We start from the raw sequence: 14,790 nt of genomic DNA on the forward strand, positions 1-14,790 counted from the left end.
TCCGGCGCTCTGTTGTGCAGGCGTGGACGGGGGTACCTTCCCGCCCCATGGGGATTCGCGCACGAAGCTGCCGCATGACGTACAGATCCCACGTGGCAGCGGCTCTCGGCCGCTGCCGCCTCCGACCGGACGGCCGGTCCCGCATCCGTGCCTTCGCGACCGGAGTCGCCACCGCCGCACTCGCCCTGGCGCTCCTCCAGACACCCGTGCAAGCCGCTCACACCCCGTACCGCACCGGCTTCGAACTCAGCAACGGCGCCCGCTGGACCACCCAGGCCGAGGAACAGCGCCTCCTGACCGCCCTCGACCGGTCGAGCGACCGCGTCACCGTCCGCCGCATCGGAACCACCCGCCAGGGCCGGCCGCTCCAGCTCGTCCGCGTCGGCGCCGCCCACCACACCGCCGTGACCGTTCTCCTCACCTGCAGCCAGCACGGCGACGAGCCCGCCGGCCGGGAAGCCTGCCTCACCCGCATCCGCGACCTCGCCCAGGCCACGGACCCGGCCACGCTGCGCTTCCTCGCGCACGCCACCGTGCTGGTCGTCCCCACGGCCAACCCCGACGGCCGCGCCGCGGACACCCGCACCAACGCGGACGGCATCGACGTCAACCGCGACCACATCGCGCTCAGGACCGCCGAGAGCCGCGCCCTCGCCGCCGTCATCCGGGACCACCGGCCCGGCATCGTCTACGACCTGCACGAGTACGGTGCCACCCCGCCCTACTACGACAAGGACCTGTTCGACCTCTGGCCGCGCAACCTCAACACCGACGCCCGTGTGCACCGGGAGGCGCAGATCCTCTCGTCGGCATACGTGCGCCCCGCCGCCGAGGACGCCGGCCACAGCACCGGCACCTACGGCATCTGGACCGACCCCGCCACCGGCAGCCCCGTCAAACAGGTCGCCGGCGACGGACAAGAGCGCATTCTGCGCAACACCGCGGGCGTCAAGCACGCGATCGGCCTGCTCATCGAGAGCCGCATCAATCCGCTGACGGAAGCGGAGAAGGCGGACCCCTCCCTGAACAACCGGCGACGTGTACGGTCCCACCTCGCCGCGCTGGACGGGATGTTCGCCTTCGTGGACGAACGGCGCGGCCACATCGCATCGGCCACGGCTGCAGCACGGATCAAAGGCCTCGCCGACCGGGGCCCGGTCCACCTCGGCGGCGCCGACAACGAACCCGCACCCGCCGGCCGGACCCTGACCGACCCGCCCTGCGCCTACCGGCTCACCGCAGAGCAATACACGGACACCGGTGACGAACTCGCCCTGCACGGCATCAAGACCATCCCGTCACGTGCGGGCGGCGCACTGGTACCCATGAAGCAGCCGCTGCGATCTCTGGTTCCCCTGCTGCTGGATGCCAGGGCAACGTACAAACTCACCGCGGCCGAACCCGTCGACCACTGCTGACGGGCAACCGGTCCCACAGATGCGGGGGGCATGGTCGGCTTTCGGCTCCGCCGGGGGCGGTCACTTGCGGCGTGGCACGGTGAAGTAGTCGCGCGCCGACGCCGTGAACACGAGGATGGTGCCGTACCGGGCACGCGCCACGGCCAGGCTCGTCCGGGGCTCCGGGGTCAGGGAGCAGCGGAAGTAGACGGGGTAGGGCGAGGGGCAGGGCACCAGATCTTTGATCTGGTTCGGGAGAGGAAGGTCCTGCGGTCGGTCCCACTCGATCCCGAGTCCTGGCGCGGTGAGATTCGGCCCGGGCATCAGGCGCCCGTCGGGGTAGCGGCCGTGGGCGTGGTGGTACTCCAGCGCATAGCGGATGGTGCCGCCCGCGTACGGCTGGTCCTGCCCGTCCTGCTGCGGGCCCCAGGTGGCGATGCCTGCCGCGCGGATCCTGGGGAGCACGTCGGTGATGTCGCCTTGGACGCCGAAGTATGCGGCGGCTTCCATGTCGCAGCCGAGCACGTTCGACGACGGGCTCTCGAAGAGGGATCCCTCGGACCCGGCAGCGCAGATGTCGCTGAAGCGGGTCACCACATGGTGGAGCCCGTCGACGGTGGCGAGGCGGGCGATGAGGGCGTGGGTCTTCTGATCCTCGGAGTCGCGGCGCGATTGGGCCTTCTGAGAAGTGGCCATGGAGCGCAGTTCTTTGTCCGGCGGGTTGTGTGAGCACGCCGCGGCCGCGCCCGTGAGGACGAAAGCGAGCAACACCGCACCCGCGCGAACGCACTTCCTGCGTCTTCGGTGCCACCAGGCCATTACGGCCTCCCCTTCGGACTGTCATCGTGCTTCCACTCTCCGGGGCCGAGCAGCCGGGTGCATGAGTACACGTACTCAGTCTTGCGACAAGTCGCCTCGCTCATCCTCAGACCCGAGTCGGGCGTCCTTGTCGGCTTGCCCGCGTTCGACGAGCAACGCAAGGACGACACACCGCCGACAGCAGTGACATGCACACGCCCCGAGGTATAGGGTTCCGGCCACTGTTACCCACGGTTTCGCTATGGCCAATGATTGACCGCTGTAGTGACCGGGGGTCAGTAACCAACCCCCCTCACAGCTCTGCCGACGTGCACCGAATCGGCCGTGCACGTCGCAGGAAGGCATGTCTATGTCCTCAATACGGCCTCGAATACGGCCCCGAACACGAGTCCTGAGACCCGCCGTTCTCACCGCGACGGCCGGCGCACTCGCCTGCCTGGCGGCTGTCGCCCTGCCATCCACCTCCGCGGCCACCCCCACCCACGGCGAGACCTGTACGATCCGCCCCGCAGGGAAGAACCCCGAGGCACCGCTCAGCTGTCTCGGCGTCACCGCTTCCCTCGACCGTCTGCCGGCCGTCGGCGAACGGGCCACGCTCACCGTGAACGTCAAGGCGCAGACGGACGTCAAGCGCGCCGGCCTGTCCGTCCAACTACCGCCCGCGCTCCGGATGACGGGTGAGAGCTCCGGGTTCGCCGCTCCCACGACGGACACCTTCGGGCAGCGCACCAGCCGGACGCTCGCCCTCACCCCCGGCACCCGGGCTCTCACGCTTCAGGTCGAGGCGGTCACCGCCGGCCCCGTCCAGATCCAGGCGGACGTCAGCGACATCGACCGTCCCGACCCGAGCCGCGCCGGACACGGCTCGGTGGAGATCACCGTCGGCAAGGCCAAGGGCTCTTCCACCAAGGGCATCTCCATCACCAAGGCCGACGCGACCTCGGCCCACGGCCCCGTGACCGACGACCGCACGGCACGCCCGGTCGCTCCCAAGGCCCCTGCCCCGGCCCCCGCCGCTTCACCCGGCTCAGGCCCGTCCTCTCCCCGCGCCACCGCCTCGGCCAGCGCCTCCGCACAGGTCTGCGTCAGCGGCACCTACCGCAACCGCTTCCAGTCCGCCGAGGGCGGCAGTTGGAACGGCAAGGCCGACCGCGACGAGCCGGTCAGCAACGCCAACATCACCCTGTGGGGCAAGCCCACCGCCAACAGCAGCACGCAGAAGCTCGCCACGGGGATGACCGGCAACGGCAACGGCGCGTTCAACCTCTGCTACTCCCCCACCACCTCCGTCACCTCTAAGGTCTGGGTGGAGTTCCAGACACAGGCGGGCGGGATGTGGTCCGTCGTCGACGGCAACGGCCGCCTCTACACCACCGCCACCTACTCGCTGGACAACGTCTCCCGCAGTACCGGCCTCGGCAACGTGTACGCCAACGCCGGGCAGAGCCGAGCCTGGCACGCCCTCGACACCCTCAACAAGCTGTGGTGGAACAGAGGGTCCACCAGCACCTGCTGGGCCAGCAGCCAGCAGGACAACCGCTGCACCCCCATCACCGTCCAGTGGTACCCCGGCTCCACCGACGGCACGTACTGGACCACCACCGAGGACAAGATCCACCTCGCGGACAACGACCCCGACTCCGAGCACACCACCGTCCACGAGGCGGGCCATGCCCTCATGGGCAAGCTCTACAACGGCTGGTGGCCGAACGTCACCAACTGCTCGCCCCACTACGTCAACCGCACCTCCTCCACCAGTTGCGGCTGGACCGAGGGCTTCGCCAACGCGGTGGCGTTCCACACCTTCAACGACACCACCTATTACTGGGGCAACGGCAGCTCCCTGAACCTCGCCAACGACCGCACCACGACCGGCATCGACGCAAGCGACGCCTGCGAGGCCCGCGTCGCCACCGCGCTGGTCGACCTCTGGTCCCAGATCGACAGCGGCTGGACGAAGAGCAACACCATGATGTCCAAGACCTGGCAGTCCAGCTTCCGCGAGTACTTCCTCACCGACCGCCCCGACTACGGCCTGGACACCGGCCCCAAGGCCCGGAACATCCTCTACAACCACACCATCCAGTACTGATCGATCAGCACCTGCATGGTCCGGGCCGGCTGACAGCCCGGACCATGCGCGCCGGGACGACCTCGGGCACCCGCGTCCGTCTAGTCGATGATCTGGTGGGAGAACAGGACTGCCGGGGCCACCACCCCACCGCCGATGCTCACCGCAGCCGAACCCGTCGACCACCGCTGACGATGACGAACAACCGGCCGCCCGTCGGCGTCAGCGGTACAAGATGACGAGGGACGCGAAGAGAAGCACGACGGAGACAGAAACTCCCACGACCCGGTAACGGCTCCACGCGGCCATCGCAAGGAAGCATGCCCACGCTCCGCCGGTGAGGGCGACGGCCCACCAGCCGGCGGTCGTGTGAGCGACGACGATGGGGAACGGCCCCAGCGTGATCGTCGGCAGGATGACCACGGACCGTGGCCGGATGCCCAGCCGCTTGTAAACGAGGAGCAGGACGATCAGGGCCGTTGTGAAGGCGAGGGGTAGGGCAGCAAAGTCCCACCACGTCAAACAGAGGCCGTCCGTCGTCGCACATGCCTGAGCGCTGCGACGCTCGGCCCAGCACATGAACTGCTCGGCACCGGTGGCCAGGACCGCACCGGTGACAGCCGCCCCGCCCACTCGCGGTATGACGGGCACGGGTGCTGTATAGGGAGTGCTCATGCCTGCAGTCTTTCCTCATCGGTGATCCGGTGGTCCGGTGATCCGGCGGTCCGCGCCGCCGCAGCCCTTGCCCTCGTTCAGAGGGTCCTCTAATTTTAGAGAGCTCTCTAAGTCTGACGAAGGGGCGTGCGCGCATGCGGACAGTCGAAGGAGGGCTGCGTGAGCAGCACAAGGCCCGGCGACGCAGCCGGATCCTCGAAGCGACGCGCGAACTCCTGCGGGACAACCCGGAATCAGTGATCAGTACCGAGCGGATCGCCGAGCGGGCGGAAGTCTCCCCGGCCACCGTCTACAACCTGATCGGACCGCGAGAGAAGATCTGGGAGGCGCTGGCCGCCGGGTTCATGGACGAACTCGAGCACCGGCTGGCGGCGCCGGGAGCCGGCGACCCGCACGAGGTCATCCGGTCGACCGTGCACTTGTTCGTGAGCGACCCGGCCGTGTCGCGCCGCATGGTGCGCGAGTGGGAGGCGAGCGGCCTCGTACTCGACCGCAGTCCGCTCACCCAGCTCCGCCGGGCACTGGCCGAGGCGCAGGCACAGGGCATCCTGCGCGCCGACATCGCCATCGGCGGACTGGCCGCCGTTGTCGGCACCGCGTGCGTGGGCGCGCTGCACCAGTGGGTCGCCGCGCTGATCGACGACGACCGGTTCCTCGCGCGCGCTCTGCTCGCACTGGATGTCGCGGTCGCCGCGGCGGCCGCGGATCCCCACCGCGACGAACTGCTGGCGCCGCTGCGAACCCGGGGCAGGGGATGACGGCCGGCGCACCGTCACACCCCCGAAGCTTCGTGGGCCGTGACGGGATCCTGCTCGCGGCGGACACGTGGGGTGAAGCGTCCGCACCACCCCTGGTCCTGCTGCACGGCGGCGGCCAGACACGGCACTCCTGGGGCCGGGCCGGCCCCAGGCTGGCTGCGCTGGGGTGGCGGGTCGTCGCTCCGGACCTGCGCGGGCACGGCACCAGCGAATGGTCAGCCGACGGAGACTACGACCTCGGTCTGTTCGCCGAGGACGTCCGGGCACTCGTCACCGAGCTCGGTGACCGCCCGCTGCTCGTCGGAGCCTCGCTCGGCGGTCTGAGTTCGCTGCTCGCCGCCGGAGAGGCACCCAGGGCGGCGATCCGCGCTCTGGTGCTCGTCGACGTCGCCCATCGACCGGATCCCGGCGGCGCCCGCCGGATCGTCGAGTTCATGCGCCGTCAGCCGGACGGCTTCGCCGGCGTCGAGGATGCGGCGGCAGCGGTCTCCGCCTACCTGCCGCACCGCACGCGCCCGTACGACCCCGAGAGGCTGCGGAGCAACCTGCGGCGCCACGGCGACCGCTGGGTCCGGCACTGGGACCCCCGGATACTGGACCACTTCGAGGACCGCATGGACCCGCCCGGCATGGCGGAACGTCTCCTCGAAGCCGCCCGGCACACCGAGGTGCCGATCCTGCTCGTCCGAGGCGGGCTCAGCGACGTGGTGAGTGAGCACGTAGCCGCGGAGTTCTGCGCCAGGGTTCCCCACGCGCGCCACGTCGATGTGGCCGACGCCGGGCACATGGTGGCCGGTGACCGGAACGAGCCCTTCATCGACGCGCTCGTCCCGTTCCTGGAAGACACCCGGTGAGCGGCGATCCGCACTCCGCTCCACCCCGGCCCGCAGGGAAATGCCCCCTCGCGGGAGGGGACATTAAGGGCTACTTGGCGCGTGCCTTGCGGCCGCCCTTCGGCGGCTCGCATTCCTGCGCGGCCGCAATGAAGGGCTTGAGCGCTTCATGGAGCTTGTTCAGCGAGTCGGGCCCGAGATCAATCTGGTAATACTGGACAGATGGGATCAGCCTGGTTTCGAATTCGCTGCTTCCGTCCTCATCGTCCTGCGCGGCCCCGGCCCGCACTTCCATACCCGGGACCACGAACGTGTGCGGATGGACGTCCTCGGTCACGGTCGGATCGAGGTCGTCGTAGGCTTCGACCTTCACCCATGTCTCCTGGGTGACGGACTGGTCTCCCACTGTCAGCGTTCTGCCTCCCTTCCGCACTCCCGGCTCGCCCTGCCGCGATTCGTCTACCTCAATAAACCTGGTGCCCATCAGCGCCCCTTCCCAAGAACAACCAAAGCCTAGCTGCTGACGGGTAGTTAGACTCAATCGGGAAGACGCCCGGAGGCCCGGCGGTTTCCCGGGGCTCAGCAGTAGAGGTTGCCGCCCGGAGCCACGCCCAGCATCTGTGCGAATCGCTGGTAGCTGTTCACCCGGCTCTGCACCTGGGCGGGGTTGCGGCCGTCACACTCCACGGCGCCGTTGATGCTGCGGATGGTCTCGCCGAATCCACGGCTGCCGACCATCGCGTCGTGCGGCGTCATGCTGCCGGGGCCGCGCTGGGTGTTCCAGTACCACAGGGCGGTCTTCCAGGAGACGGCCGCGTCGGTCTGGACGAGCGACGGGTTGTTCAGCAGATTGATTCCGAGGGCGTCGCCCGCCGCCTTGTAGTTGAAGTTCCAGCTGAGCTGGAGCGGACCGCGGCCGTAATAGGCGGCCTGACCGGCCGGGCAGCCGTAGGGCTGATTCCGGTCGCAGTAGTGGGGATAGTTCGCCGTGTTCTGCTCCACGATGTGGACCAGGCCCCCGGTCTCGTGGTCGACGTTGGCCAGGAAGGCCGCGGCCTCCTGCCGCTTGACCTGGTCACTGCCGGTGCCGGCGAATCCCGGGTACGCGGACAGCGCCGCGATCAGCCCGTTGTACGTGTAGAAGGAGTTCCGGCCGGGGAACATCTGCTGGAACTGGGCCTCCGTCACGGGGAACTTTCCGGTCCCCGGGTTCCCGCCTCCCTGACAGGTGTACGGATCCCAGTACCACGTGCTGATGAGCGGGTCGTAGCCGGGATTGTCGTGCTCGGCGACGTAGTACTTGCCGTCCGTGTACCGGACGACCGTGCCCGCCGGATACCAGGTTCCGGCCGTCCAGTTGGACGCACTGTCGCACGAGCCGGCGGCGGCACTCGCCGTGCCGGAGGGCACGAGGAGGACCGTACCGACCAGGGCCAGTAAGGCCAGCAGGAAGGTGGCGAAGCGGTTTCTTCTCATGACGGCTCCTTCGGAGTCGGATCGCTGAGGCGATCGGTGAGGTGATCCATGAGCGATCGGTGAGCGATCGGTGAGCGATCAGCGGGTGATCGGCGAGGTGACGCTCGCTCACTCGAAGCGCGACGGCGACGGGGCCGGGGCCGAGGCCGGGCCGACGGAAGGCAGAAGACAGAGGGCGGAAGGCGGAAGCGCTGCGGCCATCACCCTTGCGCAGTGAATAACCCTTCAACTTCGTTGTCAACGACACGCGTCGGGGGCGGCCGAACCAGGCGCATTCGGCAACCGGTTCCGGACAACTGTCGCTGCAGGGACTTGCGTAGGCGTCGTCCCGCATGGCAATCATGGATCGACAGACGGACGCGTGCCGAAGAAATGCCGTTGTCCTTCGTCTTCCTGACCGGCGAGCCGTGACGGCTCCCTGATGCCGGTTTCCGGGGCGCTCGCTCCACGGTCGGTCCGTGGAGCTCATCCGCCCGCGTTACTTACCTCTGAACTGAGGAGAGACCATGCGTGGAAACAGAACTGCGCGCGCCGCGGCCGTCGTCCTGGCCGCCGCAGCCACCGGAATTGCCGTCGCCGCGGGCCCGGCGGCCGCCGACGTGCCGATCGGCCGGCCGATGAACGGAAAAATGACCTACTACACCGACAGGGGATTCGGCGCCTGCGGGACGGACATCGACGCGAACTCCCAGGACCTGGTCGCGGTCTCGCCCTCGTGGTGGACCTCCGCCAATCCCAACAACGACCCGCTCTGCAAGGGCATATCGGTCGAGGTCAGCTACAACGGCAAGACCATCAGGGTGCCGGTCAGGGACAAGTGCCTCTCGTGCGACCGCAACCACATCGACCTCGGCCGGCCGGCCTTCCAGAAGCTGGCACCGCTCGACCGCGGCGTGGTCAACGGCATCACCTGGAAGTTCGTGCGCTGAGGCCGGGGCCGGTCGAGGCTCCCCGCCGGCACGGTTCCGGCCCCGCCACTCACCCGGCGGGGCCGGAACCGTGGACCGTCACCGGTCCTCTAGTCGCGGAAGGCCGGGTTGGTCCACCTGGTCGGGTTGGCCTGAATGTCGTTCCACATCTCGGTCCACCACTGCCGGCCGCCCTTACCCGTGATCTCGGTCAGGACGCGGTCGCCGTCGGCACCGAAGCCCTGCCGGTGCACCTCGTTGTTGATCCTCTGGATGACGTTCTCGCCCGCCGGGTGCTTGTGGGCGATGTAGTTGAGCAGGAAGGCGGTGGAGTCGTAGCCGCGGTTGTAGTCGGTGCCGCGGATGCGGTCGACGCCCGGCTTCTCCTTCACGTTGTAGACGTACTTGCGGTAGTAGTCGGCCTGGCCCTCGTTCAGCCAGCCGCCGTTGGCGGCGTCCTGCACCTGGTGGGTGAGTTCGTGGATGAGCGACCCGACGTCGCCCGGGTTCCTCATCACGTAGTCGGGGCGAAGGATAATCGACTTCTCGTTGTTGTACTGGGGTTTGGCGTTGGGATCGAACACGGCCGCGACGCCGGGGTTGCCGAAGCTCGGGTGCCGGGCGTCGAAGACGACGTTGATGCCGGGCTTCACCTCGTACGCGCCGCCGGTCATAAACTGCTTGATCTTCCCGTACTGGTCCTGGAGGAGGCCTCTGCTCCTGTCGAACCACGAGCGCAGGGCGTTGGGGTCGTAGCCGCCGGAGTCGACCATCTGCAGCGTGACGGGAACGGTGGGCGTGGGCGGTTGAGCAGTGACCTTGTCGAGGTTCCACTGCTGCGCCTTGTCGCCGGCGTTGCAGGGCCGGGCCGCGGTGGCCAGGTCGGGGAGCCTGGTCAGGCAGGTGTCGCCGCCGGTGCGGTCGCTGCTGTGCAGAAGCCAGGCGCGGCTGTCGGCGAGGTTCTGCAGCCACCACCGCTGGTTGGGTCTGCTGATGTCGTTCCAGGCGGCGACGGAGTTGTTGCCCAGGTCGCGGTCGACGGCGTAGTTGGTGCCGGGGATCCTGACGCTCCAGTTCCCGGTGCCGTCGTCGGTGACGGTCCAGGTCTGCTCGGTCAGGCTCTCGTTCCAGTCCTTGACGCGCACGCCGGCGCCGTTGCGGGGGCCGTCCCACTGCAGGGCTCCGCCCGCGTAACTGGATATCCGGTAGGTGCCGCCGGATTCCGGCAGGGGTTCGGCGGCGTGGGCCGCCGTGGCGGTGAGGCCTCCGGTGAGGCCGGCGACGGCGGCCAGTACGGCGGCCGTGCTGGAGAGGTTGCGGATGCGCATGAACGGGCCTTTCGGCGAGGTCGGAGAGGAGGACGGGGAGAAACACCCTGGTCGTCACCGGCCGTGGCCCGGAGCGGGCGCCGGCGTGACGACATGTCTGTGCAACGGATGCTCCATCCCTCTACGAGTGCGGGTGGTGATGCCCGGACCGTAGGCGGACGAGTTCAACACTCGATGGACAGCGCCCCTCAACGACCGGCCGACGCCCCGGAGGCGACGCACGCCGGAAGCAGTGCCATGTCTCGTTCGGTGAGTTTCTCAGCGGTAGGCGCGGCGCGCGTCAGCCGCGGCCCTGCCACCCGGAAGAGCGCGGTTCCCCGATGCCGTCGAGGTGGTGGCGGGCGTCCTCACCGAACGTACGGGAGCCGCGGCGGCACCCGGCGGAGTGGACGGCGTCTACTACCTGTCCGGGGTGCTCGACTATTACCTGTCCGGAGCGCTCGACCCGGAACGTGCGGTACGTCAGGCACGCGCTTTCATGGAACGCGCCGCCGACGCAGGGGCCGGGCGCGTCGTCGACCTTTCCGGCCTCGCCGTCACCGTGCGGCGGCCGGGCAGCTACGAAACGCTGCGCGACGTCGAGGAAGTCATCGAAGCCTCGGCGCTGGAGCACCCGGCCCGTACCGTCACGGGCTGGCCCGGCACGACCAGCCCCGCTCTGCTCTACTCTGCTCTGCAGCCCGCCGAGCAGGAACGAAGGGCAGGGCTCGTACGACGCCTCGCGCACCGTGTGGATGAGGAGAGGGTCAGGCCGGGTCGAGGTGGGCGGCGACGTACGGTATCGCGACGGTCTCCAGGCCGCGGACGGTGCCGAACATGGGGTGGACGTTGACTTCGAAGACCACGCCGCCGCTTTCGGCCGCCAGGTCCACTCCCGCGAAGGGCAGGCCGAGCGACTTGGCCGCGGACACCGCGAGCTCGGCCAGACCGGGCGGCAGGTCTTCCTCGTGGAGGAGGGTGGAAATGGCGCCCCGGCTCTCGTTGCAGGGCGCGTCGGGGTCCGGCTGAACGTGCTCGACCGCGCGCAGCACGCGCCCGCCGAGTACCACGACCCGGTACTGGTGGCGTCGTCCGTCCGGGAGGAAGTTGGCGGCGTCGCGGGAGATCAGCCAGTCGGCTCCGACGGCGGCGTAATGCTGTGCGGCGGCGGCGAGCTGGGTGCGGGTGGTGATGTGGAAGACGTCGTGGCCGCCCATGCCGATGGCCGGCCGGGCCCAGACATCACGGCCGAGGTGCTCGAACGCCTCGGCGGCCTCGTTCGCGGTGGGCCGTGAAAAGGCGACGGTGGGCATGTGCGCAATGCCGTCGCGAACGAAGCACTCCGTGGTGAGGTCCTTCTCGGTCGCCACCCGCCACGCCCGCTCGTCAGTGCCCAGCGACCGGGCGCCGTAGGTGTGCAGCAGACGCTGGAAGCCCTCGAAGTCCCGGCGCCGGTGGGGTGGTATCTCGTAGACCAGCACGGTGTCCGTGGCCACCATCAGCCCGCCGGCCTCCAGGAGCAGCCCGTCGTCATCCGCTGCGATCCGGCCGCTCCCGCCGCTCATGAAGTGCCGCGCATCCATCAGGACCGGATCCCGGCCGGTGAGCGTGCGCGCTGCGGCGACGAGCATCTCCCGGCTGCCTTCGGTCGAGCTGTGATCGGTCATCAGGACCAGTTCTCTGGGGGCCATACCGGTCAGTCGAACCGAAGCCTCCACGCCGGGCAACACGGCATCGCGCGCCATCGGGCGCCTGCGTGGCCGAAACAGCGGCCGTCTCCCGACTGGCCGGCAGCCCTCCGTCTCCGGCCGGGCCCGCCCGGTGGACGGTACGCCGCTCAGAGAAACAGGGAAACCGGCCCGCCTTCTACGGTGGCGCCCGGTGCGGCGCCGGGACGGCCGGGGCCTGATCCCGCTGCCGGGATCAGGCCGGGCTGCCGCATCCGGGGACCGGCCCGCGGACGGTCATTCCGCCGCCGGAGCAGGGCCCCGGAAGGCCGGCGTGGTGGTGCGCTCGTCGTCGGGAGACAGCGGTTCGGGGAGCGCTACCCAGACCGGCGAGGTGAAGGTGCCCATGCCGTCGCCGTACTCGGCCAGCGTGCGCAGGAAGTGCTCCGGCTTGCTGTCCACGCCATGGATCACTTTCACGGGCCGGCGCGTCGTGTTGGCGAGGGTCTGCGCCTGGTCCATGACGCCGGCGACGATCTGCGGGAGCCGGCCGTCGACCGAGACGGACCGGGTGCGTTCCGGTCCCTCGCGCCGCCCCACCGCCACGTCCACCTTCCAGCCGACGGGCTGCCGGTGGTAGTCGGCCATGACCTGCACCAGCCAGGCCGCGGCCTCGGCGTCTGTCAGATTGCCCCCGGCGCGCAGCTGGTCGAGGCGTTCTTCGCCCGGGCCGGGTTGCGCTGCCACCTCGGTCATCCACTCAGTGAAATCCGTCATGGCATGGGCAACGACCCGAGGCGGCTCTGGTCGCCGTGCGTGCGTCCGTTCGGGTGCCCGCAGTGCCTCCGCTACGACGCCCCGGGCCCGAGGTCCTCCTCGAAGTAGCTGTCGTGCCGCACACGGAACTGCTTGAGCTCCTCGCCGCCGCGCTGCGACATCTCCGCGACCCTTTCGAAGAACTCCTCGCGCGGGGCCCCCGGGTGAAGAGCATGAGCATCGGCATGGGCTCGTCCGTCACGTTCTTGAAGGCGTGCAGGCCGCCGGGCGGAACGTACGGGAAGTCGCCGGTGCGGCCCGTCACCCGCTTGTCGCCGTTGAAGAGCTCCAGCTCGCCGGAGAGGATGTAAAAGGCCTCCGACATCGCCTTGTGGAAGTGGGTCTTGGCACCGGCGGCCCGCGCTGCCAGGTCCACCTGGTACAGGCCGTACTCGCCGCCGGTGGACTCGTGCGTGGCGAGGTAGCGGTAGGCGTCGCCGCGGGGCGAGGTGAGCTCCGGCGGGGTGTCCGCGGTCCGGAAGGTGGCGTTCACTTCGAGTAAATGATGCGGGAGGACAGCTCCCCATCGCGCCGGACCGGCCCCTGACCGCGGCGTACACGCCCTTCGCCACACTCATCACTCATCACTCATCGGACCTCAACGCCGGGCCAGCGCCAGCACGCTCAGACCGAAGATCAATACGCCCAGGGGAACATGAACCGCTGGGACATGCGCGATGCCCAGCACGACCTGGACCGAGGCGAGCACGAGAAACCCTGACGCGTGCCGGACAGGCCGGGGCGAGCCGCCGCCCGGCTTCCACGCCAGCACCGCCGCGAGCACGTACAGCATCGACGCCCCGTACATCACGCGTGCTCCGACGCTGTGCAGCGTCTCTCCGTAGGACGAGGTCAGCAGCAGGCCGGCGGATACCGCCTGAAGGAAGACGGTCAGGGTCTGCAAGGTGATCGCGATCTTCAGGAACGAGAAGCCGCGTCGTGTCTTCGCCATCTCCTGGGTGGCCATGTCACGGTCTCCCTTCTCCGCCCGCGGGCAGAAGCTCGATAAGGTCTCACCAGTCCGACGACGCGGGCTTGCGAAAGGTAAGGCAAGGGGGCGGCCGGAAGCATGGGGACGGGCGGGGCCGGAGCAGAGGAGTTAGCCGGCGAGCGGCGTCAACTGATCAACGTCGCGTACCGGTTGCTCGGTTCGGTGACCGAGGCGGAGGATGCCGTACAGGCTGCCTACGCGCGCTGGTACGGACTGCCGCGAAGCCGGCGGGAGGAGATCCTTTCCCCCGGCGCCTGGCTGACGACGGTGACCAGCCGCATCTGTCTGGACCTGCTCGGGTCCGCGCGGGCCCGCCGTGAACACTATGTCGGCGCGTGGCTGCCCGAGCCGCTGCCCGACCGCACCGAGTGGGACCGGGCGGGCGGCGCCGACCCCACCGGCCCCGCAGACCCGGCCGACCAGATCATTCTGGACGAGTCGGTGGGCATGGCCTTCCTCGTCGTCCTGGAGACGATGACGCCCGCCGAGCGGGTGGCATTCGTGCTGCACGAGGTCTTCCGGTACCCGTACGCCGAGATCGCCGGCGTACTCGGCCGGACCCCTGCGGCCTGCAAGCAACTGGCGGCCTCCGCCCGGCGGCGGGTGAGCGACGCACGCCCTCCGGTGACGGCGACCGGCGGGGCCGCCGTGGTGAGGCGCGTCAAAGAAGCATGGGAATCCAAAGACATCACAGCCCTCGTCGGTCTCCTCAACCCGGCTGCCGTGATGACTGCTGACGGCGGCGGCATGGTCGGCACCATCCTGCGCCCGCTCGAGGGCGGCGCGCGCATCGCCCAGTACATGGTCGCCATGGCCGAGAAGGCTCCGGGGCTCGAACTCCTGGAGCGGTCGGTCAACGGTGTGCCGGGCCTGGTGGCCCAGCGTGCCGGCGCCGTCGTGACCGTAGCCTCGTTCGACATCTCCGACCGGCGCGTCACCCGGATCTGGGTCATCCGCAACCCGGAAAAACTGCGGCCGTGGGGCGGCGGGGCCGACTAGCGGCGGCCGTCGCATCCAGCGCGGCCGGAGTCAGCGGGGCTGCCGGCCCGCGAGACGCGACCCGGCTGCGGAG

Annotated in this window: 16 protein-coding genes; 6 read left to right on the plus strand and 10 right to left on the minus strand. The window is 69.4% G+C overall.

The window, feature by feature from the left end:
- Window positions 1–92: 92 nt before the first annotated feature.
- Window positions 93–1,418, plus strand: a complete 1,326-nt coding sequence (locus B7P34_RS01745) for a M14 family metallopeptidase (RefSeq protein ID WP_223267391.1) — start codon at window positions 93–95, stop codon at window positions 1,416–1,418.
- 60 nt (window positions 1,419–1,478) lie between these two features.
- Here B7P34_RS01745 and B7P34_RS01750 read toward each other — a convergent pair whose 3' ends face one another.
- Complete coding sequence (locus tag B7P34_RS01750; RefSeq protein ID WP_223267392.1) at window positions 1,479–2,093, minus strand: hypothetical protein; 615 nt, start codon at window positions 2,091–2,093, stop codon at window positions 1,479–1,481.
- 472 nt (window positions 2,094–2,565) lie between these two features.
- Between B7P34_RS01750 and B7P34_RS01755 the strand changes: the two genes are divergently transcribed.
- On the plus strand, window positions 2,566–4,308 hold the full coding sequence (locus B7P34_RS01755) for a mycolysin (protein ID WP_106673966.1): 1,743 nt from the start codon (window positions 2,566–2,568) through the stop codon (window positions 4,306–4,308).
- 201 nt (window positions 4,309–4,509) lie between these two features.
- Here the strand turns inward: B7P34_RS01755 and B7P34_RS01760 are convergent, their stop codons facing one another.
- Window positions 4,510–4,962 (minus strand): hypothetical protein, encoded by a 453-nt coding sequence (locus B7P34_RS01760; RefSeq protein ID WP_146166696.1) that lies wholly within the window; start codon window positions 4,960–4,962, stop codon window positions 4,510–4,512.
- A 134-nt stretch (window positions 4,963–5,096) separates the two neighbouring features.
- Here B7P34_RS01760 and B7P34_RS01765 point away from each other — a divergent pair, with 134 nt between their 5' ends.
- Complete coding sequence (locus B7P34_RS01765; RefSeq protein WP_106673968.1) at window positions 5,097–5,720, plus strand: TetR/AcrR family transcriptional regulator; 624 nt, start codon at window positions 5,097–5,099, stop codon at window positions 5,718–5,720.
- A gap of 32 nt (window positions 5,721–5,752) precedes the next feature.
- Window positions 5,753–6,574, plus strand: a complete 822-nt coding sequence (locus B7P34_RS01770) for an alpha/beta fold hydrolase (RefSeq protein WP_223267393.1) — start codon at window positions 5,753–5,755, stop codon at window positions 6,572–6,574.
- Between the two features lie 70 nt (window positions 6,575–6,644).
- Here B7P34_RS01770 and B7P34_RS01775 read toward each other — a convergent pair whose 3' ends face one another.
- Window positions 6,645–6,926, minus strand: coding sequence for an Lsr2 family protein (locus tag B7P34_RS01775; RefSeq protein ID WP_146166697.1), 282 nt, complete (start codon window positions 6,924–6,926; stop codon window positions 6,645–6,647).
- A gap of 206 nt (window positions 6,927–7,132) precedes the next feature.
- Window positions 7,133–8,029, minus strand: coding sequence for a glycoside hydrolase family 19 protein (locus tag B7P34_RS01780; protein WP_106673971.1), 897 nt, complete (start codon window positions 8,027–8,029; stop codon window positions 7,133–7,135).
- A 506-nt stretch (window positions 8,030–8,535) separates the two neighbouring features.
- On the opposite strand from B7P34_RS01780, the gene B7P34_RS01785 reads away from it, so the two are divergent.
- Window positions 8,536–8,958: a cysteine/serine endopeptidase inhibitor gene (locus B7P34_RS01785; RefSeq protein ID WP_106673972.1), complete on the plus strand. Its 423-nt coding sequence runs from the start codon at window positions 8,536–8,538 to the stop codon at window positions 8,956–8,958.
- An 89-nt stretch (window positions 8,959–9,047) separates the two neighbouring features.
- Here the strand turns inward: B7P34_RS01785 and B7P34_RS01790 are convergent, their stop codons facing one another.
- From B7P34_RS01790 to B7P34_RS01815, 6 genes are all read right to left on the minus strand, one after another.
- Window positions 9,048–10,265: a basic secretory protein-like protein gene (locus B7P34_RS01790; RefSeq protein ID WP_106673973.1), complete on the minus strand. Its 1,218-nt coding sequence runs from the start codon at window positions 10,263–10,265 to the stop codon at window positions 9,048–9,050.
- 280 nt (window positions 10,266–10,545) lie between these two features.
- On the minus strand, window positions 10,546–10,878 hold the full coding sequence (locus tag B7P34_RS01795; protein ID WP_106673974.1) for a hypothetical protein: 333 nt from the start codon (window positions 10,876–10,878) through the stop codon (window positions 10,546–10,548).
- 133 nt (window positions 10,879–11,011) lie between these two features.
- Window positions 11,012–11,935: an ATP-grasp domain-containing protein gene (locus B7P34_RS01800; protein WP_106673975.1), complete on the minus strand. Its 924-nt coding sequence runs from the start codon at window positions 11,933–11,935 to the stop codon at window positions 11,012–11,014.
- Between the two features lie 273 nt (window positions 11,936–12,208).
- Window positions 12,209–12,667: a hypothetical protein gene (locus tag B7P34_RS01805; protein WP_106673976.1), complete on the minus strand. Its 459-nt coding sequence runs from the start codon at window positions 12,665–12,667 to the stop codon at window positions 12,209–12,211.
- Window positions 12,668–12,671: 4 nt separating this feature from the next.
- Window positions 12,672–13,220 carry a cupin domain-containing protein gene (locus B7P34_RS01810; RefSeq protein ID WP_223267394.1) on the minus strand — a complete coding sequence of 183 codons (549 nt, stop codon included), beginning with the start codon at window positions 13,218–13,220 and terminating at the stop codon, window positions 12,672–12,674.
- Window positions 13,221–13,325: 105 nt separating this feature from the next.
- On the minus strand, window positions 13,326–13,694 hold the full coding sequence (locus B7P34_RS01815) for a hypothetical protein (protein WP_106673977.1): 369 nt from the start codon (window positions 13,692–13,694) through the stop codon (window positions 13,326–13,328).
- Window positions 13,695–13,796: 102 nt separating this feature from the next.
- Between B7P34_RS01815 and sigJ the strand changes: the two genes are divergently transcribed.
- Entirely contained in the window at window positions 13,797–14,717 is a 921-nt protein-coding gene (gene sigJ / locus B7P34_RS01820; RefSeq protein ID WP_106673978.1) for an RNA polymerase sigma factor SigJ, read from the plus strand.
- Window positions 14,718–14,790: the final 73 nt, after the last annotated feature.

Origin of the sequence: Streptosporangium nondiastaticum, assembly GCF_003011965.1 — a bacterium.
Taxonomy (GTDB): domain Bacteria; phylum Actinomycetota; class Actinomycetes; order Streptomycetales; family Streptomycetaceae; genus Streptomyces; species Streptomyces nondiastaticus.

Excerpts from the sequence above, each read along its gene's own strand:
- B7P34_RS01750 (WP_223267392.1), bottom strand. The coding sequence starts at position 2,093 with ATGGCCACTTCTCAGAAGGCCCAATCGCGCCGCGACTCCGAGGATCAG.
- B7P34_RS01755 (WP_106673966.1), top strand. The coding sequence starts at position 2,566 with ATGTCCTCAATACGGCCTCGAATACGGCCCCGAACACGAGTCCTGAGA.
- B7P34_RS01760 (WP_146166696.1), bottom strand. The coding sequence starts at position 4,962 with ATGAGCACTCCCTATACAGCACCCGTGCCCGTCATACCGCGAGTGGGC.
- B7P34_RS01765 (WP_106673968.1), top strand. The coding sequence starts at position 5,097 with ATGCGGACAGTCGAAGGAGGGCTGCGTGAGCAGCACAAGGCCCGGCGA.
- B7P34_RS01780 (WP_106673971.1), bottom strand. The coding sequence starts at position 8,029 with ATGAGAAGAAACCGCTTCGCCACCTTCCTGCTGGCCTTACTGGCCCTG.
- B7P34_RS01785 (WP_106673972.1), top strand. The coding sequence starts at position 8,536 with ATGCGTGGAAACAGAACTGCGCGCGCCGCGGCCGTCGTCCTGGCCGCC.
- B7P34_RS01790 (WP_106673973.1), bottom strand. The coding sequence starts at position 10,265 with ATGCGCATCCGCAACCTCTCCAGCACGGCCGCCGTACTGGCCGCCGTC.
- B7P34_RS01800 (WP_106673975.1), bottom strand. The coding sequence starts at position 11,935 with ATGGCCCCCAGAGAACTGGTCCTGATGACCGATCACAGCTCGACCGAA.
- B7P34_RS01805 (WP_106673976.1), bottom strand. The coding sequence starts at position 12,667 with ATGACCGAGGTGGCAGCGCAACCCGGCCCGGGCGAAGAACGCCTCGAC.
- B7P34_RS01815 (WP_106673977.1), bottom strand. The coding sequence starts at position 13,694 with ATGGCCACCCAGGAGATGGCGAAGACACGACGCGGCTTCTCGTTCCTG.
- sigJ (WP_106673978.1), top strand. The coding sequence starts at position 13,797 with ATGGGGACGGGCGGGGCCGGAGCAGAGGAGTTAGCCGGCGAGCGGCGT.